The 21,854-nt window shown below is 61.7% G+C and carries 21 protein-coding genes; 15 read left to right on the forward strand and 6 right to left on the reverse strand.

Annotated elements, in window-relative coordinates; all coding sequences use genetic code 11:
* Window positions 1–31: 31 nt before the first annotated feature.
* From HMPREF0291_RS03825 to HMPREF0291_RS03865, 9 genes are all read left to right on the forward strand, one after another.
* Window positions 32–1,714: a nitrite/sulfite reductase gene (locus HMPREF0291_RS03825; protein ID WP_005288212.1), complete on the forward strand. Its 1,683-nt coding sequence runs from the start codon at window positions 32–34 to the stop codon at window positions 1,712–1,714.
* Window positions 1,711–1,968 carry a hypothetical protein gene (locus HMPREF0291_RS03830; protein WP_005288214.1) on the forward strand — a complete coding sequence of 86 codons (258 nt, stop codon included), beginning with the start codon at window positions 1,711–1,713 and terminating at the stop codon, window positions 1,966–1,968. Before HMPREF0291_RS03825 ends, HMPREF0291_RS03830 begins: the two co-directional genes overlap by 4 nt.
* Entirely contained in the window at window positions 1,968–2,744 is a 777-nt protein-coding gene (locus tag HMPREF0291_RS03835) for a phosphoadenylyl-sulfate reductase (RefSeq protein WP_005288215.1), read from the forward strand. Before HMPREF0291_RS03830 ends, HMPREF0291_RS03835 begins: the two co-directional genes overlap by 1 nt.
* Window positions 2,737–3,639, forward strand: coding sequence for a sulfate adenylyltransferase subunit CysD (gene cysD, locus HMPREF0291_RS03840; RefSeq protein WP_005288216.1), 903 nt, complete (start codon window positions 2,737–2,739; stop codon window positions 3,637–3,639). The genes HMPREF0291_RS03835 and cysD overlap by 8 nt, the downstream gene beginning before the upstream one ends.
* A complete protein-coding gene (locus tag HMPREF0291_RS03845) occupies window positions 3,639–4,958 on the forward strand; it encodes a sulfate adenylyltransferase subunit 1 (protein ID WP_005288218.1) in 1,320 nt (439 codons plus the stop codon). The genes cysD and HMPREF0291_RS03845 overlap by 1 nt, the downstream gene beginning before the upstream one ends.
* A 16-nt stretch (window positions 4,959–4,974) precedes the next feature.
* Entirely contained in the window at window positions 4,975–5,691 is a 717-nt protein-coding gene (locus tag HMPREF0291_RS03850) for a sirohydrochlorin chelatase (RefSeq protein WP_005288222.1), read from the forward strand.
* A gap of 31 nt (window positions 5,692–5,722) precedes the next feature.
* The gene (locus HMPREF0291_RS03855; protein ID WP_050748860.1) at window positions 5,723–6,676 is read left to right on the forward strand and encodes a sulfite exporter TauE/SafE family protein; all 954 of its coding nucleotides are present in this window, start codon (window positions 5,723–5,725) and stop codon (window positions 6,674–6,676) included.
* 235 nt (window positions 6,677–6,911) lie between these two features.
* On the forward strand, window positions 6,912–7,367 hold the full coding sequence (locus tag HMPREF0291_RS11500) for a GPP34 family phosphoprotein (protein WP_005288227.1): 456 nt from the start codon (window positions 6,912–6,914) through the stop codon (window positions 7,365–7,367).
* A gap of 279 nt (window positions 7,368–7,646) precedes the next feature.
* Complete coding sequence (locus tag HMPREF0291_RS03865) at window positions 7,647–8,327, forward strand: GOLPH3/VPS74 family protein (RefSeq protein WP_005288232.1); 681 nt, start codon at window positions 7,647–7,649, stop codon at window positions 8,325–8,327.
* A gap of 111 nt (window positions 8,328–8,438) precedes the next feature.
* Here HMPREF0291_RS03865 and HMPREF0291_RS03870 read toward each other — a convergent pair whose 3' ends face one another.
* From HMPREF0291_RS03870 to ribB, 3 genes are read right to left on the reverse strand one after another with little or no spacing between them, the layout of a single operon-like run.
* Window positions 8,439–10,541 (reverse strand): MMPL family transporter, encoded by a 2,103-nt coding sequence (locus HMPREF0291_RS03870; RefSeq protein WP_005288235.1) that lies wholly within the window; start codon window positions 10,539–10,541, stop codon window positions 8,439–8,441.
* A gap of 2 nt (window positions 10,542–10,543) precedes the next feature.
* The gene (locus HMPREF0291_RS03875) at window positions 10,544–11,785 is read right to left on the reverse strand and encodes a lysophospholipid acyltransferase family protein (RefSeq protein ID WP_005288238.1); all 1,242 of its coding nucleotides are present in this window, start codon (window positions 11,783–11,785) and stop codon (window positions 10,544–10,546) included.
* Window positions 11,782–12,534: a 3,4-dihydroxy-2-butanone-4-phosphate synthase gene (gene ribB, locus HMPREF0291_RS03880; protein WP_005288240.1), complete on the reverse strand. Its 753-nt coding sequence runs from the start codon at window positions 12,532–12,534 to the stop codon at window positions 11,782–11,784. Before ribB ends, HMPREF0291_RS03875 begins: the two co-directional genes overlap by 4 nt.
* 174 nt (window positions 12,535–12,708) lie before the next feature.
* Here ribB and HMPREF0291_RS03885 point away from each other — a divergent pair, with 174 nt between their 5' ends.
* From HMPREF0291_RS03885 to HMPREF0291_RS03895, 3 genes are all read left to right on the forward strand, one after another.
* Window positions 12,709–13,128, forward strand: a complete 420-nt coding sequence (locus tag HMPREF0291_RS03885) for an SRPBCC family protein (RefSeq protein WP_005288245.1) — start codon at window positions 12,709–12,711, stop codon at window positions 13,126–13,128.
* A gap of 21 nt (window positions 13,129–13,149) precedes the next feature.
* Entirely contained in the window at window positions 13,150–13,638 is a 489-nt protein-coding gene (locus tag HMPREF0291_RS03890; RefSeq protein WP_005288248.1) for a MarR family winged helix-turn-helix transcriptional regulator, read from the forward strand.
* 83 nt (window positions 13,639–13,721) lie between these two features.
* Window positions 13,722–14,399, forward strand: coding sequence for a GOLPH3/VPS74 family protein (locus HMPREF0291_RS03895; RefSeq protein ID WP_005288251.1), 678 nt, complete (start codon window positions 13,722–13,724; stop codon window positions 14,397–14,399).
* Between the two features lie 15 nt (window positions 14,400–14,414).
* Here HMPREF0291_RS03895 and HMPREF0291_RS03900 read toward each other — a convergent pair whose 3' ends face one another.
* The 3 genes from HMPREF0291_RS03900 to HMPREF0291_RS03910 form a co-directional block, all read right to left on the reverse strand.
* Window positions 14,415–15,476, reverse strand: a complete 1,062-nt coding sequence (locus HMPREF0291_RS03900) for a lipoate--protein ligase family protein (protein ID WP_005288254.1) — start codon at window positions 15,474–15,476, stop codon at window positions 14,415–14,417.
* On the reverse strand, window positions 15,473–15,997 hold the full coding sequence (locus HMPREF0291_RS03905; protein ID WP_005288257.1) for a type 1 glutamine amidotransferase domain-containing protein: 525 nt from the start codon (window positions 15,995–15,997) through the stop codon (window positions 15,473–15,475). The genes HMPREF0291_RS03900 and HMPREF0291_RS03905 overlap by 4 nt, the downstream gene beginning before the upstream one ends.
* Window positions 15,998–16,065: 68 nt before the next feature.
* Window positions 16,066–17,586, reverse strand: coding sequence for an AI-2E family transporter (locus HMPREF0291_RS03910; protein WP_005288260.1), 1,521 nt, complete (start codon window positions 17,584–17,586; stop codon window positions 16,066–16,068).
* Between the two features lie 294 nt (window positions 17,587–17,880).
* Here HMPREF0291_RS03910 and dnaK point away from each other — a divergent pair, with 294 nt between their 5' ends.
* From dnaK to dnaJ, 3 genes are all read left to right on the forward strand, one after another.
* Window positions 17,881–19,746: a molecular chaperone DnaK gene (gene dnaK, locus HMPREF0291_RS03915; RefSeq protein ID WP_005288264.1), complete on the forward strand. Its 1,866-nt coding sequence runs from the start codon at window positions 17,881–17,883 to the stop codon at window positions 19,744–19,746.
* Window positions 19,747–19,755: 9 nt separating this feature from the next.
* Window positions 19,756–20,496: a nucleotide exchange factor GrpE gene (gene grpE, locus HMPREF0291_RS03920; RefSeq protein ID WP_005288267.1), complete on the forward strand. Its 741-nt coding sequence runs from the start codon at window positions 19,756–19,758 to the stop codon at window positions 20,494–20,496.
* A 136-nt stretch (window positions 20,497–20,632) separates the two neighbouring features.
* Window positions 20,633–21,832, forward strand: coding sequence for a molecular chaperone DnaJ (gene dnaJ, locus HMPREF0291_RS03925; RefSeq protein ID WP_005288270.1), 1,200 nt, complete (start codon window positions 20,633–20,635; stop codon window positions 21,830–21,832).
* The last annotated feature ends 22 nt before the right edge of the window (window positions 21,833–21,854 follow it).

Raw genomic sequence — 21,854 nt, forward strand, 5'->3', positions numbered from 1 at the left:
ATAGACAGAGCGGTACACAGAAGGAGGCGGCATGACCACCACCACAAGCGCAGAAGCACGGCCCCGCCCGGCGCGTAAGCCAAAGCCGGAAGGCCAGTGGAAGATCGACGGCCAGGCGCCCCTCAACCACGATGAGGAGCTCAAACAGGTCGAGCCCGTGCTGGCGGTCAAGCAGCGCGTCATCGACATCTACTCTAAGCAGGGCTTCAAGTCGATCCCGGAAGAAGATCTGTACCCGCGCTTCAAGTGGCTGGGCATGTACACGCAGCGCAAGCAGAACTTGGGCGGCGAGCACACCGGCAAGGACAACCTCGAGCTGCAGGACGAGTTCTTCATGGCGCGCGTGCGTTTCGACGGCGGACAGTGCTCCACTGAGCAGGCCCGCGCCGTCGGCGAGATCAGCCGCGACTACTGCCGCTCCACAGCCGACCTGACGGACCGCCAGAACATTCAGCTCCACTGGCTGCGCGTCGAAGACGCGCCGGCGATGTGGGACAAGCTCGAGTCGGTCGGCCTGAACACCTGGGACGCCTGCGGCGATGTGCCGCGCGTGATCATGGGTTCGCCGGTGGCGGGCATCGCGAAGGATGAGATTATCGACGCCACACCGGCGATCGAGAAGATCAAGAACGAGTACGTCCTGCGCGAGGAATTCCAGAACCTGCCGCGCAAGTTCAAGACCGCGATTTCCGGCAACGCCCGCCAGGATGTCGTGCACGAGATCAACGACATCGCGTTCATCGGGGTCAACCACCCCGAGTTGGGTCCGGGCTTCGAGTGCTTTGTCGGCGGAGGCTTGGCGACGAACCCGATGCTCGCCCAGTCCCTCGGCGCCTTTGTCACCCTGGAGGAGGTGCCGGAGGTGTGGGCTGGCGTGGTCCGCCTGTTCCGCGACTACGGCTACCGCCGCCTCCGCGCCCGGGCACGCATCAAGTTCTTGGTGGCGCAGTGGGGCATCGATAAGTTCCGCCAGGTCCTCGAGGACGAGTACCTGGGCTACAAGCTTCCCGACGGCCCGCACGCCCCGACCAACCTGATCGACCGCGACCACATTGGCATCCACGAGCAGAAAGACGGCAATGTCTACCTGGGCGTGAAGCCGACGATGGGCCACCTCACCGGCGAGCAGCTCATCGCCATCGCTGACCTGGCCGAGTCTTACGGCCTGAGTCGTCTGCGCTTCACCCCGTTCAAGGAAATTCTGTTCCTCGACGTCGACCCGGAGCAGGTCCGGGCGCTTGCGGCAGACCTGACTGAAATGGGCCTCTACTCCGCCCCCAGCGAATTCCGCCGCGGCATGCTCACCTGCACCGGCTTGGAATACTGCAAGCTCGCCCACGTGACCACAAAGGCCCGCGGCATTGAGCTTGTCGACGAACTCGAGGAACGCCTCAAGGACTTCGACTCTCCCATCACGATCGCCCTGAACGGCTGCCCGAACGCCTGCGCCCGCACGCACATCGCGGACATCGGCCTGAAGGGCCAGATGGTCGACGACGGCAACGGCAACAAGGTCGAGGGCTTCCAAGTGCATCTGGGAGGCGCCATCGGCGACGGCGCCAACTTCGGCCGGAAGCTCCGCGGCCACAAAGTCCTTTCGACTGAGCTTGGGGATTATGTGACGAGGGTGGCGGGTAATTTCGTCGAAAAGCGAAACGACGGCGAGCTCTTCCGCGACTGGGTCGCGCGCGCCGACGAGGATGACCTGCGATGAGCTTCCGCCGCAAGCCGAACCCGAACCGCAACCACCCCGCGTATTGCCCCTACTGCGCGGGCGAAGGGTTATTTCCTGATGAACAATCGGATTTTGCATGGAAATGCACCGAGTGCCTGCGTATCTTCGAGGTGTTGTTCCACGGGCAAGATGACCCGGACGTGGCTCCGCAGAAGGCCAAGTCAACGGAGCAAGCACTGCAGGAATCGCTGGCCCGTCACGGCCACGACGCGGTGTTGAGGAAGGAGAAATAGTGGACTTTCTAAACAGGTCCGCGGGTGATGTGCGCGACCCCGAAGTGAGCCCCGAGGGCCCCAAAGAAACAGCGCCGCTGACCCCAGAGATCGCCGAAGCAAACGCGAAGCTTGTCGACGAATGGGCCGACAAACTCTACAACGCCTCCGCGAAAGAGATCCTCGAGTGGGCCCATGAGTATGCCCCAGGCAACCTCGTGGTGACGCTGAGCATGGAGAACACCGTTCTCGCGGAGCTGGCGAAAGACTACCTGCCGGAGGCGGACTTCCTCTTCCTGGATACGGAGTACCACTTCGACGAGACGCTTGATGTCGCGGACCAGGTCGAAGAGCGTTATCCGGCGCAGCGCCTCGTCCGCGCGAAGGCGATCCTGAGCCGTGAGGAGCAGGACCGCGTATACGGCAAGGCACTCTACCGCCGCAACCCGACCGCGTGCTGCCGTATGCGCAAGGTGGAGCCGCTCGCGGTGAACCTCTCGCCCTATGTCGGCTGGGTCACGGGCCTGCGGCGTGACGACGGCCCCACCCGCGCCGAAGCCCCCGCTTTGAGTTTGGATGCCACGGGCCGGTTGAAGATCAGCCCGATCATCACGTGGTCGCTGGACGAGACCGACGCATACATAGAGGACAAGAATTTGATCATCCACCCGCTGACCAAGCAGGGCTACCCCTCCATCGGCTGTGCGACCTGCACCCTGCCGGTCGCTGAGGGCGAAGATCCCCGCGCTGGTCGCTGGGCCTTTTCGAGCAAGACGGAGTGTGGTCTGCATGGCTAACGAACTCTCCCCGCACCTGCGGGATCTGGAGAACGAGTCGATTCACATCCTGCGTGAGGTGGCAGGGCAATTCGACAAGATCGGCCTGCTGTTCTCGGGCGGCAAGGACTCCTGTGTCGTCTTCGAGCTGGCGCGCCGCGCGTTTGCGCCCGCCGCAATGCCGATCGAGTTGCTGCACGTGGACACCGGCCACAACTTCCCGGAAGTGATCGAGTTCCGCGACCGCCTCGTCGAGGAAACCGGTGCCCGCCTGCGCGTGGCGCACGTGCAGGATTGGATTGACCGCGGCGACCTGGTCGAGCGTCCCGACGGCACCCGCAACCCGCTGCAAACCGTGCCCCTCGTGGAGACCATCGCTGAGGTCGGTTACGACGCCGTTCTCGGCGGCGCCCGCCGCGACGAGGAGCGCGCCCGCGCCAAGGAGCGCGTCTTCTCCGTCCGCGACTCTTTCGGCGGCTGGGATCCGCGCCGTCAGCGCCCTGAGCTGTGGAGTCTCTACAACGGCGAGAAGCTTCCGGGCGAGAACATCCGCGTCTTCCCCATCTCCAACTGGACGGAAGCGGACGTGTGGGAGTACATCGGCGCCCGCGACATTGAGCTGCCGGCCATTTACTTCGCCCACGACCGCGAGGTGTTCAACCGCGACGGCATGTGGCTCACCGCCGGCGAGTGGGGCGGCCCGCGCGAGGATGAGACCGTGGAGACCCGCCGCGTGCGCTACCGCACCGTCGGTGACATGAGCTGCACCGGTGCGGTCGACTCGACCGCGACAACCATCGATGAGGTGCTCGTCGAGCTCGCCGCTTCCACCCTGACCGAGCGCGGCGCCACGCGCGCCGACGACCGCCTGTCCGAATCCGCCATGGAAGACCGCAAGAAGGAGGGCTACTTCTGATGAGTCCTTTTGGAAATTCTGCAGAGCCGAATGCGTCGGCGAGTGAAGCGTTAGCGCAACGAGCGACGCTGAGGCTCTGCACGGCCGGCTCCGTTGACGACGGCAAATCCACCTTCGTCGGCCGCCTCCTGCACGACACGAAGTCGGTGCTCGCGGATCAGCTCGCCAGCGTCGAACGCACCTCCGCCGACCGCGGCTTCGAGGGCCTCGACCTCTCCTTGCTTGTCGACGGCCTTCGCGCCGAGCGCGAACAAGGCATCACCATCGACGTCGCCTACCGGTACTTCGCCACCGACCAGCGCACCTTCATCCTCGCGGACACCCCGGGGCATGAGCAGTACACGCGCAACACCGTCACGGGCATGTCCACGTCCCAGGTCGTCGTTTTGCTTGTCGACGCCCGAAACGGCATCAAACCGCAAACCATCCGCCACCTCACCGTGGCGAGCCTGCTCGGTGTGAAGACAGTCATCCTGGCCGTGAACAAGATCGACCTGGTGGACTACTCGCAGAACGTCTTCGAGGAGATCAAGGGCGAGTTCGAGTCCCGCTGTGCTGCCCTGGGCATCGAGGAGCCGCACGCCGTGCCGATCTCCGCGAAGTTCGGCGCCAATGTTGCCGAGCGCTCCACCGAGACATCCTGGTACGAGGGCCCGACCGTGCTCGAGCTGCTGGAGACCATCCCGGTCAACTCCGGCCGCGCGCTGGACCTGGCGTTCCGGTTCAACATCCAGTACGTCCTGCGTGAGCACGAGACCGACTACCGTGCCTACGCCGGCACTGTGAACTCCGGCTCCGTGAAGGTCGGCGATGAGGTCGTCGCGCCGAATGGCCGCACCACGACAGTGACGCACATCGACACGGCGGATGGCCTCGACGGCGCGCAGTCCGCTGACGCTGGAGATGCGGTCGCCCTGCGCCTTGCCGACGACATCGACCTCACCCGCGGCGACCTGCTGGCCTCCGCGCCATTCCCGGAGCTCGTCCGCGAGTTCCACGGCACCGTCGTCGGTCTGACCGAGAAGGACGTCGCGGCTGGGCAGGCTGTGAAGCTGCGCTATGGCACCTCGCTGGTCCGTGCCCGTGTTGGCAGCGTCGACCGCGTCATCGACATCGACGGCACGGCTTCGTCCAACTCGGATGACACCGCGCCAGAGTCCTTCGGCCTGAACGACATCGCGCACGTGACCGTCCAGACGGCGCAGGAGCTGCCGGTGGAGGAGTACGCGGCGCGCGGTGCCGTGGGCAACTTCCTGCTCATTGATCAGGCGTCCGGTAACACGCTGGCAGCTGGTCTCGTGGGAACGCGGCTGCGGTAGGAGAGCTGAGGTCATCATGAACGCACCCGCCCTGATCACGCTGTCGCACGGATCGCGCCACCCCGGCGCGCGCCCCGGTGTGGCCACGCTGACCGCTGCCGCCGCAGCTCAGCTGGGCGTGGTCGGTGTGGATGCGCACCTCGAGTTCGACACCCCCGACCTCACCGCCGCCGCCCAGCAGCTTGTCGACGCTGGCCACACCCGCGCCGTTGTCGTACCGACCCTGTTCACCACCGCCTTCCACGCCACCCACGACGTTCCGCAAGCGATCGCGGAAGCCCGCGCAGCGACCGGACTGGAGCTCATCCCCGCCGACGGGCTGGGCCAAGGCCGTGATGTGGCCGCCATCCTCGCCGCGCGAGCCGTGAGCGATATCGCGGCGTCTGGCCTGTCAATCCAGGAGATCATCCTCTACCCGGTCGGCACTTCCAACACGGAGGCGGCCGGGAAGACGGTGGAGCTGGGGCGAGACGTCGAAAAGCTCGTCGGCATTCCTGTCACGACCGTTCCCGCGACGGGCCATGGGAAGGGGGATGTGGGGGAGCTGGCAAGCGTCGATAAGCATTTGCTCCCGCTCTTTGTCACTGAAGGGTTGCTCCTGGACCGGGCGTTTCGAATGTGGCCCGGTTCCGTCTCCGCGCCGTTGGGTGCGGACCTCGCACACGTCGTAGCTTCGCGCTACCGCCGCGCACTCGCGCACACAGACGCCCTGGCCGCTTCGGCCACGGCGTAATTCTCACCAAAGGACAGCCACCATGAACCGCATGATCACGCTCATACTCATCGCCATCGCCGGCTTAGCCGGCCAACTTGTGGACGGCGGCCTGGGCATGGGCTTCGGCGTCACATCGACGACGATCCTTGTCATGCTCGCAGGCCTGGGACCCGCGCAGGCCTCCGCGGTGGTGCACACAGCTGAGCTGGGTACAACGCTCGTGTCCGGCATCAGCCACTGGAAATTCGGCAACGTCGACTGGCGCGTTGTCGCCGCGATCGGCATTCCTGGCTCTGTCGGAGCGTTCGTCGGTGCGACTGTGCTGTCCAACCTGTCGACGGAGTCCGCGAAGCCGATCATGTCGCTTATTCTCGCGGCGATCGGCATCAACCTGGTCTATCGATTCTCCCGCGGGCTCATTCGCCGGCAGGTCGTAGAGACCCCGCACTCGAAACCCTTCCTTGGGTTCCTGGGTTTGTTCGGCGGATTTGTCGACGCCACTGGTGGCGGCGGCTGGGGTCCCGTCACCACCTCGACGCTGCTGTCGGCTGGCCGCTCCGAGCCGCGCCGCATTGTCGGTACCGTCAACACCGCGGAGTTCTTCGTCACCGCGGCCGCGACCGCCGGCTTCGTGCTGGGAATGTGGGACGACCTGGTCACCCACCTCTCCGCGGTCGGTGCGCTGCTGCTCGGCGGCGTGATCGCCGCGCCGCTGGCCGCATGGCTGGTGACCAGGCTCAACCCGATCCTGCTCGGCGGCATCGTGGGCACCTTGATCGTCATGCTCAACCTGCCCGTCGTGCTCAAGGCCCTTGGTGTCGGGGCGACCGTGCTGATCGTGGTGCGGGTGGTCGTGCTGGTTGTCGGCGTGGCACTGTCGATCCGTGGATGGCGGCGCCACCGAGCGAACTGGCGCGCGGCGAACGAGAAGGAAGCAGCCATCGGCGCTGAGTCGGGTTCGGCCGAGGCGACAGAGACTCCGGCAGACTCGCACGTCCGGTAAAATATCTACATTTGAGGCATGCTGATCTCGGAGAGCGTCCTCCTCCTGGCCACCAACGACGAAGGCAAGCACGAGTCGGCTTTCCTGTGGAACGACATGCTGCTGCGCAGCGGTTTGCTTGCGGACTTGATGAGCCGCGGCCTTGCAACCATCACAGAGCGCAAGCTCCGAGACCCGATCGTCGCTCCGAGCGTGCCTGCGGCCCAAGTGGAGGATCCTGTCCTCCGTACTGCCGTTGAAGCCCTGGAGAAACGGTCGGGCAAAACGACTTACGGACGTCCTGTGGTCCGAATGGTTTGGCAAGCGCCAGGATGTCGCCCAACGACTGGTCGCCGAGGGGGTTCTGGAGGAGTCCGGCGGAGGCTTCCGTCTTTTCTCCCGGAACCAGTTCCCGACCCGCGATGGGATGCCGGAACTGCAGCTCCGCGGCCGCCTGGAGCAGATCCTTCGTGGTCAGGCGCAGCCGACGGAGCAGGATGCGACGCTCATCATGCTCCTCAATATCTACGACGCCATCCGCCCGCTCCTCAAAGAGGAGCTGCGCGGGATGAGGCGCACAGAACGCAAGCAAGCGATTGAAAACGCATCCGCCTCCGTCACATCCCCCGAGATCGCTCAGACGCTCAAAGCTGCGAAGAAGTGCGTGGAAATGGCTGCGGTCGGCGCGACGATGACCGTGTTCACCCCCTAAGTCGGACTGGGTGTGTTGGTGTTTTTTCGGGCAAGGCACCGCGCTCACTACATTTTTACTATCGCCTTCTGACGCCTCCGGTGAAATCCCGCCTGGGAAAACGTCGCATCGGTTCACTGAAAGGCGATACTGAAAATCTATTCCTGCCGAGCCCAGGGGACAGTAGCTCTGACCACACGACCGTGCTCCGCTGGTTCGGAGCTAACACGCAGGAAACTGCGATGATGCAGGGGACATTTTTCCGGGCGGGCCAGCTCCGAGTGTCCATATACTGAGGGCATGTTGATTTCGGAGCAAATACTACTTCTCTCCACGAACGACAAAGGTAAACACGAAACCTCAATGCTGTGGAACGACATGCTCCTCCGCAGCGGACTCATGGCCGATCTGGTTGGTTGGAAACTAGTCACGATCACTGACCGAACAATCCGCGCCCCGAAGCTCACAGCTGCTGTTCCGTCGGCGCAGGTCGAGCATCCTGTGCTGCGACACGGCGTAGAGATGATTGAGAAGCGAAACAACAGGTCTACTTACGACATCATCGCGGATGACTGGTTCGCGAAGCGGAAAGATGTCGCACAGGGGCTCGTCGCGCAGGGTGTCCTCGAGGAAACAGACGGGGTTTTCAGTTTCCTCTCCCGAAATCAATTTCCTACTCGCGATGAGTCGGTGGAGCTGCAGCTCCGCGGCCGACTTGAGCAGATTCTCCGCGGCCAAGCAAACCCGACATTGCAAGAATCGATGCTCGTAGCGCTTCTCGACGCCTACGATGCCGTCCGCGCCCTCCTCAAGGAAGAGCTACGCGGAATGGGCCGCGGCGAAGTGAAGCAGGCAGTCAGAGATGTGGCGGCCTTGGTGACGGACCCGGATCTTGAGCTGGTGATCAAGGCAGCGAACAGTGCTGAAACATCGGTCACGGTCAACACGACAGTGATGATGGCTAACCAGGCCAGGAGGTAGCGCAGGGGCTGACCGGACACCAAGGGAGTGTTCGGTCCAGCGCCAGCAAGTCCGCACAGGAGTCTTGTCTGCGTCCAATCGCTTACTCACTGCACTGCGCGAACTAAGCGTCTAGTTAGAGCTCGTTGATTGGGTTTTGCCCCATACCTTCTCACCTAGCAAAGCGAGCGTTGCCGGCAGGAGGATGGGTCGAACGATGAGTGCGTCCAAAGCGACGGCCATCGCCAGCCCAAGGCCCAGCTCTTGAATGATGCTGATTTCAGCCACCATGAATGAGAGGAAAACTCCAATCATGATGATCGCGGCGGAGATGATGAGACGGGATGTGTGCGCAACTCCCTCCGCAATGGCATCGCGATGGGTTGAGCCGGAAGCGAACTGCTCTTTCATTCGTGAAGCCATCAACACCATGTAATCCATACTCAGGCCAAATACGATCGCGAACACGACGATCGGCGTCACACTGTTGATCGCTTCACCAGTTACGGCTTTCCACAGCAGGGATAGGCAACCCATCGCTGCGGAGACAACGAGACCGTTGAGCACGACCGCGAGTGTGGCTAGTCGCCACGACCGGAAAGCCCATCCAAGGAGAAGCAGCGAAATCAAGAGGACGAAACCCACGATCCAGGGAATGGACTTTTGGACCAGTCGATCAAAGTCGTCGCCCTGCGCTGTGGCGCCTGAGACGAAGGTGTCGGGGTACTCGTCTGCCGCTTTCTTGATATCCGCAACCATCTCGTGGGCGGCGTCGGAATCCGGTAAGTCCGTAGACGTAATGACGACCCTCTTATAGGCGCGTCCCTCTTTCTCGGCGCTCAATGGGTAGGGGGAATACTGCTCTGCAGGTGTTCCCGACGCGAATACCTGATCGACGTGTCGAACCTCTTCGATGTCCGCGAGGAATTCCTCGACTTCTGCATCGAGTTCTTGGGCTGACTGGCCCTCCGTCCCGGCGAACGTAACCATAGTGGGAAACAGCTCGCGGGCGTTGAGCTCAGATTCAATGATTTCGATCCCCTCGCGTGAGTCCATTCCTGCTGGGAGAATGGACGAGCTTGCTACGGGAACCTGGAGTTTGATGCTCGCCAGAGGGGTAGCGGCGATGAGCAATGGCACGGCGATCAACACGACTGCAAGCAAGGGCGATTTGAGCGGGAGGCTCGAAGTGCGTTTCTCCTTATCTTCCGGAGCTCGCATTGTTTTCTCGTATCCAGGGAGTTTGCCGAAGAAGAATCGGTCTCCCAGCAGCATAATTGCAGCTGGCACAAGAGTTGCCAACGCCAAAAGCGCGATGGACGTGACCACGATGCCAGCCATGGCAATCGAGCTGAAAACCATATTCCGAGCGATGAACAGAGCACATAGAGCGGCGATGACGCTCAAGCCGCCAAAGCGGATGGAATGCCCTGCGGTGTTGGTTGCTCGCCGCAGAGCGTCCTCAGGCGGATGTCCCGCGATAAGAAACTCCTTGTATCGAGCGATCAAGAACAAGCAGTAGTCCACCGAAACGGCCAAGCCGATAAGGGAGGCTGCGGTGATGTACATGTTGGAAACATCGAGGAACGAAGCTAGCAGGGTTCCGATGCCTTGCGTTCCAATAAGGCAAGCGCCTGCAACCAGGAGTGTCACCAGCGTAGGACCGACAGCTCTGTAGATGAGCAGCAGAACCAAAATGAGAAGTGGGAAGGCGATGATCTCCGCTCGCAAGGCATCTTGCTGGGACTGAATGTTCAAGTCGTAGTCCAAAGCGGGGGCTCCAGTCACATGGCTCGTGACATCTTCTCCTTCCACTGCTGTCTCGACTCTGTCACGGAGGTCAGGGATCATGTTTTGAGTCGTCGTATTATCAGCCGCTACGCCGACTTGGAGGATTTGGGTCTTCCCTGAATCAGAAGACAATGAGGCGAGCGCACGCCCATCGATGACTGAGTCGATGTTCGGCAGAGTTTCTATACCCGTCGAGACGTTGTCTAGCACTTCTGAAGAGATGCTGCTGTCGGAGTTCAGGACGACAGTGAGTTGATTCGCGGGATCGCCGAAGGCATGCTCGTTCACCTCTTGGCCGACAAAGGACGTCCCGTTCTCGTCGTTGAAGCCTCCGGCTTTCACGGCGCCGTTGAGCTGGAGTGCTCCAACTACCCCGAGCGCGGAAAGGAGCAACCACACTACGAGAATGAGCTTTGAGTACTTTTTTACGAGGCTTATGGGCATATTTAGTTTCTTTCCGATGCTGACTTGGCCGACGCAACCGCAGACGCGATCTTTTCTCGACGGAGATCGCCACGCGGATCATCGGCGGGGATGCTGTCCTCTGCTTGGCGGTAAGCCTCTATTGCGGCGTCAATGTCTCCAATTTTGAGGAACGACTCTGCGAGCCCCACGTACGATTGAGAGGTCATCTTTCCTCCGCGGGACACCGCCCGTTGGAACTGAGAGCGCGCTAAATTCGCTCCACCACCGAGCCAACGTGGCAGTGTTAAGGCGCTTCTTCCAGCGAGGTAAGCAGAAAAATCATCAGATCCGTCTAGGTCTGAAAGTAGAAGAGCCCGCTGGTTAACGATCGCGGCGCGTGCTGCAGTGCCTGCCGATGTGTGTGAGTTGAGGGCCTTGAAACCGGATAACCGGGTCTGCTGAACGGGGAGACTGAGGTCGCGGCGGGATGTTTTACGCGCGATGCGCAACAGCAATTCGACCCGCCGAACTACCGCCGGAGGAAGGGTTCCCTGGGGAGTGAGGTTCTCCCGCACTATAGTTTGCGCCAGTTCCACCATGCGGCTCACCGCGGCACCACGATCGGCTCCATTCGGATTCTTGCTTCGATCCTTTAGCTCAGCGACGATTTCAAACGCTTGGTCGCGCATTTGACGGGCGTTTTCTCGCTCATCACCCACCTCTGGCTGGACCAACGGCTCGCCGATGGAAACGGAGAAGAGACGGCGCCGCGGTACAGTAGCGCCTTTTGGTAGAACCTCTGCAAGTCCGGTCATTCCGATGGGTACGACGGGTGTGTTGTTCGCTAATGCCATGCGAAACGCGCCGGATTTGAAGGGCAGGAGTCCTTCGCCCACGTTGCGTGTGCCTTCTGGATAGAGCACGAGAGTGCCGCCGTCCTCGAGAACGTCTTGTGCGCGACGAAATACTTCTTCTCCTGGTGCGTCACGGTCGACTGGATAACAGTTCATCGACTCGTGCCAAACACGCGAAAGAAACGATTCGAATGCCTCGGCTTTGGTGGGGAACCACTCCTCGCCTCCGCGAACTGAGTTTGCCAGGGTCTTCGTAACGAAGTGGTCCATGTAACTGGAGTGATTGGCTACAAAAATGACCGGTCCGGTGCGTGGAATATTTTCCAAACCCTCGATGAAGCCGACGTGGTTCAGGACGAAGTCGTGGATTCGCGGCGTAGAAACTCGGCGGACAGTTTGACCAAGAAAGCTTGAATTGTAGTTCTTCACTGTGCGTCGCCTTTCAGCGTCTCGGCGATGGGAGTTCCGTCGGGTTTCTGGTCAATTCGGACTCCTGCGCGTACTTGTTCGTTCCGGTAGTCGCGCATGCGCTCGATGGTCGAGATGGAGATCCCGCGCTCTTTGCACCACGGGACGAGTTGAGGGAGTCGAAGCATTTCACCGTCATCACCGATGATTTCGATGATGACGCCAACTGGAGAGAAGCCAGCCATTGCGGCCAGATCGCTTCCGGCCTCTGTGTGGCCGACTCGGGTGAGAACCCCGCCTTCGCGAGCGATGAGGGGGAAGATGTGCCCTGGACGGTGAAAGTCATTCTCGTTACCCCCGTTAGCCAGGAGCTGGACCGTTCGCGCTCTATCAGAGGCTGAAATACCTGTAGTGACCCCGTAGTCACCGGTCGCATCGCAAGAGACAGAGAATGCCGTGCCGAAATCGTCCTCGTTGGTTTTCACCATGGGGTGCAGATTCAACCGTTGTGCATGGTTTGCAGGCATCGGCACGCACAGCAATCCTCTGCCCTGCGTAATCATGAAGTTGATGGCCTCTGGAGTAGCAGCTTCAGCGGCCATGATCAGATCGCCTTCGTTCTCGCGGTCTTCGTCGTCGACAAGGACCACCATCTTGCCCGCCGCGACGTCGGAAACGATTTTCTCAATCGGGCTGAGTTCGGTTTCTGCGAAAAGGCGCTCGTCAGTCTTGTTGACGGATGCCTGTTCTTCGTGTGTTTGGAGCATCATGTTCCTTTCCAGTCTTAGATGTGGCAACATGCATGTTGCAACACGGAATGTAACCAGACGGGAAAACGTAGATCAACTTCTCTGAACTGGGAATTTATTTGAAGTGGAAGTCGACCAGGCAGGGGGAAATAAATTTACTTGACCAAAGCACGTGTCTTGGATAATGTCGGTGACATGTCATTTAAAACCGAAAATAGTGCCGCCGTGACGATTCATGCCGGTGAGCGCGCCATTCTTGGGGTCGTGACAGACTTGGAACGCCTGCCCTCGTGGAATCCTGCTTTCAGCTTCGTGAGCCCGCCTCGTGCCGACGGTTCGCACGCGCTCACGGTGCAAAAAGTATTGAACGGTACGATCGTGGCCGCCGCGTCTGAGACTTCAACGGGCCACGTTGTCGACTTTGAAATTGATATTCCGGGTCTGCGCGAACATTCGTCTTTTCTGCTTGAATCCCAGTTGGATGGAACGACACGGGTTACTCATCGGATTAGGCAAGCCGGGACTCTGTCGGCCGTGATTGGGCAGCGAGAGGCGGCGTTGGTGCCCGGTAAGCGGTTAGCGCGATTGGCGCGTTTCCTCGAGACTGAAAGCTGACAACACGAGGGAAGGAATGACATGCCGTTAGAGCTATTCACTCATCCTGAGGAATTCCGTTATCTCATTCTCGCGCTCCAGCGCCAGGGGAGCCGACGGCTCAATCGGCTCTTCTCTGAGGTGGGTTTGACTCACTCCCAGGCGGAGGTCGTGGAAGTGCTAGGCGTTCATGGCCCAATTAGCACGAAAGAAGTTGGCCAGTATCTTGTCTGTGAATCCGGTAGCCCTAGCCGTTTGCTCGACGCGCTTGTTAGGAAAGGAATATCTGTCTCAGCACAGTCGACCGAGGACAAGCGTCTGACGCTTCATGCTCTCTCACCCAAAGGGCGTGAGCTTCTCACTCAGATCAAAGAGAAGAAAGTCGAGTTCGAATCCCAGTTAGCGGCCGAACTGCGAGCAGTGTCAGAGGCTCACGGGGGATCGGTGATCGAGGAACTTGTTGCACTTGTGTCGGATCCAGAGCTCAAGGGGGCTCTGCAGCGACGTTTTCCGCACCTCTATCACCCGTGATGCGAGGGAATGCGGCTTGTTGTTTACCGATTGCCGGATAGACTGGGGCGAGTTATATATCGACCATAGAAGGACTTTCCACCATGCTCGTCAGCGAAGCCCTCTTCCTGCTGCTCTCGGACAAATCCGCCCACGTCGAGGTGGGGGTGAGCCACCAGCGCGTGGCGTTGAACGGCGCGTTGCTGTGCGATCTGGTCGCAACCGGGCTGGTCGATGTGCATGCCGGTAAGAGCCCGAGCGTCTCGCTTGTCAACGGCGCCGTTGCCCGCTCCGAAGGTCACCCCGCCCTCGCTCACGGTGTGGCCCGTGTGGAGAAGAAGGGGCACCCGAGCGTGTACTCGCTGCTCAATTCCCGGAAGTTCGCCAAGAAGGAAGCCATTGCCCAGCGACTCATTGAAGAGGGTGTGCTCGACGAGGAGCGCGCGGGATTCTTGGGCCTGCACTGGCAGCGCTTCCCGGAAAAGGATGAGACCATCGAGAAGGCCATGCGCCAGCGCTACCGCGACATCTTCCTGGGCAAGGAGGAGCCGCGCCCGGAGGAAGCAATGGTCATTCTTCTGCTGAAGAACACCGGCGAGCTGCGCCGCCAGTTCCTCGGCGAAATCGAGGGCATTCCATTCAATGACCTGCGTATGCGGGTGAAGCAGATCGATCGACAGGTGCTGGACGCAGGCACCTTCGAGAATGTCGACGGAATCAACACGGTGCTGCTATCGGTCGCCAGCGCCGCCGCTGTGGAAGAAGCGGCGGCATCTAGCTAACCGTAGTAGCGCCAGCTACGGGACGCGGTGCGTCCACTCCTCGGTGCTGAACTTGGTGTCCACGAGGTGCTGGGCTGCGGCCAAATCATCGTCGCTAAGCGCGCCGACCTCTGCGGGGTAGCGCGCTATGAACGTGTCCATGAGCGCCTGGATGACTTCCTGGCGCGGGACACCTGTCTGGCGGCGCAGCGGGTCAACACGCTTGGCGGCGGACTGCACGCCCTTAGACGACAGTTTCACCTTGCCCACGCGCAGGACATCCATCATCTTGTCGGCGTTGATGTCGTAAGACATCGTCGTGTGGTGCAGGATCGCGCCAGGGATGCGCTTTTGCGCAGCACCGCCGATCTTGCCGCCGTCGGAGGTGATGTCGTTGATCGGCACGTACCAAGCGTTCACGCCGAGCGACTGCAGCCCGGCCAGGACCCATGCATCGAGGTACTGGTAGCTGTCCACGTAGGACAGGCCGCGCACGATGTCGTCGGGCAGGTACATGGAGTAGGTGACGCAGTTGCCGCCCTCCATGAACATCGCCCCGCCGCCGGAGATGCGGCGCACAGGCACGATGCCGTGCTTCTCAATGCCCTCTGGATCCAACTCGTTCTGGAAGGACTGGTAGGAACCGAAGACAACAGCCTTGTCCTCCCATTCCCAAAAACGCAGGATCGGGCCCTTGCGCCCAGCAGCGACCTCTTCGAGCAGGTACTGGTCCAGCGCCACGTTGATTGGGGTGGGCAAAACGGGGGAGTGGATGACCGTCCACTCGTAGTCGGTGAGGTCTTTGGCGTCGAGGACCGCGCGCCGAGTGACGATGGCCACATCCTTCGTGGAAAAACCGTGGAGCGCGAGGTCATCGAAGCGAGAAAGCTCTGTGTCAAGGCGTTTGCACAGATCGTCGGCGGTCTCGGTGACTGATGCGCCGACGAGGGCGCGGTTGATCGCGTCGTACGCCTCCTCCGGCTCGAGGAAGAAATCGCCGGAGATGCGCGCATCCGTGATCGTCGTGCCGTCTTCTTGGACGTCCGCGACGACGAGCTTGCCTCCGGCGACCTTCACCTCAAAGTGGTGGGAGGTCACTTAGCGAACTCCTCGATGATGGCCTTGTTGAAAGCAGGGAGGTCATCGGGGGTGCGCGAAGAGACGATGCGCTTATCGACGACTACCTCTTCATCAACCCACGTCGCCCCAGCGTTCGACAGGTCGGTCTTGAGGGAAGGGTAAGAGGTCATGCGCACACCGGAGACAGCTTCTGCGTCGGTGAGGATCCAGCCGCCGTGGCAGATCACGCCGACGGGCTTGCCGGCCTGGGTGAACTCGCGGACGAGCTTCACAGCAGCCTCGTCCGTGCGGATCTGGTCAGCGTTGGAGGTGCCACCCGGCAGCAGCAGTGCGTCGTAATCGGCTGCGTTGGCCTCGGAGGTAGTCAGGTCGACAGAGACCTCGGTGCCGTTCTTGCCCTCGATGGAGCCGGACTCGGTGGACACGACTACGGTGGCCGCGCCTGCCTCGTGCACGGCATCGCGCGGGCTGGTCAGCTCAGAGTCTTCAAAGTTGTTGGTGGAAAGGATGGCAATGGTCTTGTTCTCCAGAGTGCTCATGCCAATCCAGGGTATAGAAAAAGGCCAGCCCGGGGGCTGGCCTTTCAGGGGAAGCGCGGATAAGCAGTTTAAACGTCGTCGCTATCGAGGTCGCGCTTGCGCCCCTTGTCGGACGAGACGGCTTCCTTGGACAGGGCGCGGGATTCGCCCGGCGTCTCCTCGTCGTAGGTCTTCATCGTATCGTGCGGGACCTTGGTGGAGCCGAGCTTGCCCGCTTCCTCGTCGAGCTGGGTCTGGCCCTTGCGGCGACCGAGGGAGCGCATGCGGTCGCGCACAGCCAGGTAGGCTTCGCGGGAATCCAGCGTTTGGGATTGCTGGGTGGCTATCTGTATGTCATCGGCTGTGATCTCTCCGCTGCGGAGCGACACCATCTCAGCCCAGTAGCGGAACCAGACGGCCACGACAGCAGCCACCGGGACAGCCAAGAATGCGCCGATGATGCCGAAGACCGTACCGCCGACGGCGACAGCCAAGAGAACAATCGCCGCGTGCAGGCCCATCGCCTGGGACTGCAGCACCGGCTGGAGCACGTTGCCCTCCAGCTGCTGGACCAGGATGACCAGCGCAAGCACGAGAAGCGCCTTAGTCACGCCGCCGGAGACCAGGGCAACAACGACCGCTAGGGCACCGGCAGTGAACGCACCGATGATCGGGATGAAGCCACCGAAGAAGGTGATCACAGCCAGCACCGGCGCCAGCGGAACGCCCAGCAGGACCAGGCCCAGGCCGATGAAAATAGCGTCCACCAGGGACACGATTGCCTGGGTGCGGATGAAGCCGGACAGGGTGTTCCAGGAGCGCATGAGCACCTCAGTCAGGTGCCAGCCAGCCTTCACGCCGGTGTACTTGCGCAGCCACGGCAGGAAGCGGTCACCGTCCTTAAGGAAGAAGAAGGTGAGCACCAGCATCAGTGCCAACGTCGTACCGATGGAAGCAACCGCGCCCACACCCGTGACCACCCCGGACGCGATGTTGGAGGCTTGGCCGCGGACGAAGTCGCCCGCCTGGCTGATGGCCTGCTCAATCTGGCTGGTGTCCACGTCGAACGGGGCGGAGGTTTCCACCCAGTCCAGGATGCGCTGGACACCCTCTTCGGCCTGGTGGTAGAGCTCCACCGACTGCGTCTTGATCGTCGGGGCCATTGCGGCGAACAGGCCGCCGATCGCGCCGAAGAAAGCGAGCAGAACGATGAAGACGGCCAGCGCGCCGGGCACCTTGTGGTTGCGCAGCCAGCGGACAGGCGGCCACAACACCGTGCAGAAGATCAGCGCGAGCAACAGCGGCAGTACGCCGACCCACACGAAGCCGATGATCTTGAACAGGAATGCCGTCGCAATGACGACGACAATGAAACGCAGCGCCCACGCCGCCGCCGACTTGCCGTCGCTGGCGATGACCTGGCCGCGGTCGATCGGTTCGTGGGACATCTCCAGTGCCGCGTCGGCGGGAGTGGGGAGGGTCTTCGGCTCCTCAAGCGAGTCGAGGAGGGTGTCGGCGAAATCCCCACCGGTGTTCTTGCCGGTGGTGCCGTCCTTGTTCGAATTATTCACGCCTGTGCATTCTGCCAGAGTGGGCGATTTTGTCCACATCGAATGTGGGCGCATTCCGTAACGGTTCGGCGACAGTCATGATGCACCAGCGTTCACCGGGTGTGGGGGAGGTGGCGTCGACAAGCGCGCGTGATCAGCGGGAACGAAGAAAGTTGAGCGAACCGGGAACAACTTTGTGTGGCTGCAGGTTGTGGAGATTGAGTGAGTCAAGCTCAACTCTTCGCAGCGGTGTCACGCTCGAGTGGTACAGTGGCCCGCAGAAGTTGAGCGACGAGCAATCAACTCACAGAGAAACACTGATAAACGCACCTTGACACAGGAGGACATCACACAATGGGACGCGCAGTAGGTATTGACCTCGGTACGACGAACTCGGTCGTTTCCGTTCTTGAGGGCGGCGAGCCCGTCGTTATCGCGAACGCTGAGGGGTCGCGCACCACTCCGTCGGTCGTCGCTTTTGCGAAGAACGGCGAGATTCTCGTCGGCCAGTCCGCAAAGAACCAGGCCGTGACCAACGTTGACCGCACCATCCGCTCGGTGAAGCGCCACATGGGCGACAACGACTGGAACGTTGACATCGACGATAAGAAGTACACCCCGCAGGAAATCTCCGCCCGCACGCTGATGAAGCTCAAGCGTGATGCGGAGGCATACCTGGGTGACGAGGTCACTGATGCCGTCATTACCGTTCCGGCCTACTTCGAGGACGCACAGCGCCAGGCCACCAAGGAGGCCGGCCAGATCGCAGGCCTGAACGTGCTGCGCATCGTCAACGAGCCGACCGCGGCTGCTCTCGCTTACGGCCTGGAGAAGGCTGACACCGAGCAGACCATCCTCGTGTTCGACCTGGGTGGCGGTACCTTCGACGTCTCCCTGCTGGAGATCGGCGACGGTGTCGTCGAGGTGCTGGCTACCGCCGGCGACAACGAGCTCGGTGGTGATGACTGGGATCAGCGCATCGTCGATTGGCTCGTGGAGAAGTTCAAGGCTCAGCACAGCATCGACCTGACCAAGGACAAGATGGCTCTGCAGCGTCTGCGCGAGGCTGCTGAGAAGGCGAAGATTGAGCTGTCGTCCGCTCAACAGGCATCCATCAACCTGCCGTACATCACGGTTGACGCTGACAAGAACCCGCTGTTCCTGGATGAGAATCTCACCCGCACCGAGTTCCAAAAGATCACCTCTGACCTGCTTGACCGCACCAAGGAGCCGTTCAACCAGGTGATCAAGGACGCTTCCATGTCCGTCGGCGACATCGACCAGGTCGTCCTCGTCGGTGGTTCCACCCGTATGCCGGCTGTGTCCGCCCTGGTTGAGGAGCTCACCGGCAACGTGCCGAACAAGTCCGTCAACCCGGACGAGGTCGTGGCCCTCGGCGCTGCCCTGCAGGCTGGTGTCTTGCGCGGCGACGTCAAGGACGTGCTGCTTCTCGACGTCACCCCGCTCTCCCTCGGCATTGAGACCAAGGGCGGCGTGATGACCAAGCTGATCGAGCGCAACACCACCATCCCTCACAAGAAGTCCGAGACCTTCACCACCGCTGAAGACAACCAGCCGTCGGTGCAGATTCAGGTCTTCCAGGGTGAGCGCGAGATGGCGTCGGCCAACAAGCTGCTCGGCTCCTTCGAGCTCGGCGGCATCGCTCCGGCACCGCGCGGTGTTCCGCAGATCGAGGTCACCTTCGACATCGACGCCAACGGCATCGTCTCCGTGTCCGCCAAGGACAAGGGCACCGGCAAGGAGAACACGATCAAGATCCAGGAAGGCTCCGGCCTGTCCCAGGACGAGATCGACCGGATGATCAAGGACGCGGAGGCTCACGCTGACGAGGACAAGGCTCGCCGCGAGGAGCAGGAGACCCGCAACAACGCGGAGTCCATGGCCTACCAGACCCGCAAGTTCCTGGACGAGAACTCCGACAAGATCTCCGAGGACATCCGCACCAAGGTCACCGCAGCTGCCGATGAGGTCGACGAAGCGCTCAAGGGCGAGGACATCGACGCCATCAAGACAGCCGTGGAGAAGCTGTCCACCGAGTCCCAGGAGATGGGCAAGGCCATCTACGAGGCTGACGCTAACGCCGGTGCTACCCAGGCAGGCGCTGCGCCGGAGGCTGACGACAACGTTGTCGACGCTGAGGTTGTCGAAGAGGACGACGCTGACAACACCGACAACGCTGACGACTCCCGGAACAACTAAGGAGCAACCATGACGAACCCGCACGAGCAGATGCCCGACAACCCGGGTGCGCCCGAAGCGACCGACGAGGAGTACATCTCCCCGGACCAGACCGAAACCTTGGCTGAAGAAGCGGCTGAGGCTGAGGCCCTGGATTCCGAGGACCCCCTCGCCGACCCGGCGGTAGACAAGGAAATCGACGAGGCATTCGCCGAAGGTGAAGGCATTGACCGTGAGGTCAACCGCGACGTCGACGGCGACGGCACCGTCAGCGACTTGGAGCTCCAGCTCGCCGAGCGCACGGAGGACCTCCAGCGCGTGAGCGCCGAGTACGCCAACTACCGCCGCCGCACCGACCGCGAGCGCGCACAAATCGCTGACACCGCCAAAGCCAAGGTCGTCGCGCAGCTGCTTCCGCTTATCGACGATCTCGAGCTCGCAAAACAGCACGGCGACCTGGCCGAAGGACCCCTGAAGGCGTTCAGCGACAACCTCCGCGGCGTACTGGACAACCAGAGCGTGCAGGGGTTCGGTACCGAGGGTGATGCCTTCGACCCGGAGATCCACGAAGCTGTGCAGGATCTGTCTACCGGTGACGCCAAGGTCATCGGGACGGTGCTGCGCAAGGGCTACAAGATCGGCGACAAGCTGATCCGCAACGCGATGGTCATCATCGCTGACCCGGCTGATGGGGCTGGCCCTGATTCGGCTGGCTCCGCGGATGAGGCCGGTCCGGCTGGTTCGCCTGGCACGGACGGCCCGACGGAATAGTTGGGTGATGCGGCCGGAGGGGAAGCGCAGATAAGCAGAAAGCTTTCCCCCTGGCCGCTTCTTTATTTAGTAACGAATTTATTGAGCGAAACTACACTTAGAAAGTAAACCTCTGAGACGAAAGGAGGGGGTGCACATGGCTATGCAGCAAGAATGGGCCAACAAGGACTATTACGGCGACCTGGGGCTGAGCAAGTCCGCCTCCGCGGCCGACATTAAAAAGGCCTACCGCAAACTCGCCCGGGAATACCACCCGGACTCCAACCCCGGCAACAAGGCGGCCGAGGACAAGTTCAAGCGAGTCGCTGAAGCCTACGACGTCATCGGCGACGAAGCAAAGCGCAAAGAGTACGACGAATTCAAGAAGATGATGGACTCCGGAGGCTTCATGCGCTTCGGAGGGAAAGGAGGCTCGGGTTTCCCGGGCGGGTTTCGCAGCACGGAACAAGACTTCACCACCACCGACTACGGATTCGGAGAAGCGTTTGGACAAGGCGGAGGATTTTCTGCGGAAGGCGGTCTTGGTGACCTCTTCGGTGGCCTCTTTAACCGCGGCGGCGGCACTGGCAGGGGTGCTCGGCCGACGCGGGGGGCCGACGTCGAAACGCAAATAGAACTCGACTTCCGCGAAGCCGTCAAAGGCACCACCATCCCCGTCGAGCTGACCGGTGAAGCGCCGTGCACCGACTGCCACGGCTCAGGGTCGAAGACCGGCAAAACCTCAACATGCCCGGACTGCTCCGGCACCGGGTTTGTCAGCGAGCAGAAGGGCGCGTTCGGGATGTCCCGGCCCTGCACCCGTTGCGGCGGCACCGGCCAGACCGTCGAGGACCCGTGCCCGACATGCGGCGGCACCGGCACGACCCACCGGACTAGGTCAATCACCGTGCGGATCCCCGCCGGCGTGATCGACGGCCAAAAGGTCCGCCTGGCCGGCCAGGGCGAGGCAGGACCGAACGGAACCCCGGCCGGCGACCTCTTCGTCTACGTCACCGTCCGACCCGACAAAGTGTTCACCCGTAACGGCGACGACCTCGCAGTCACCGTGCCCGTCAGCTTCTGCGAGCTAGCCCTCGGCGGCACCGTCACCGTGCCCACCCTGGACAACCCCGTCAAGGTCAAAGTGCCGGCCGGCACACCCAACGGCCGCACGCTGCGTGTGAAAGGCCGCGGCGTGCCCAAGAAATCTGGCAACGCTGGCGACCTCATGGTCACCGTCGAAGTCACCGTGCCGAAGAACCTCGACGCCACCGCCTCCAGCGCCCTGCGCGCCTACGCCCAGGCCGAAAAGGACTCCGGCTTCAACCCCCGCGCGGGCTGGGCCGGAGCCGTTTAGGAAAGGAGGTGACGCACAGTGC

The organism is Corynebacterium genitalium ATCC 33030, from assembly GCF_000143825.1.
In the GTDB taxonomy this organism is placed as follows: domain Bacteria; phylum Actinomycetota; class Actinomycetes; order Mycobacteriales; family Mycobacteriaceae; genus Corynebacterium; species Corynebacterium genitalium.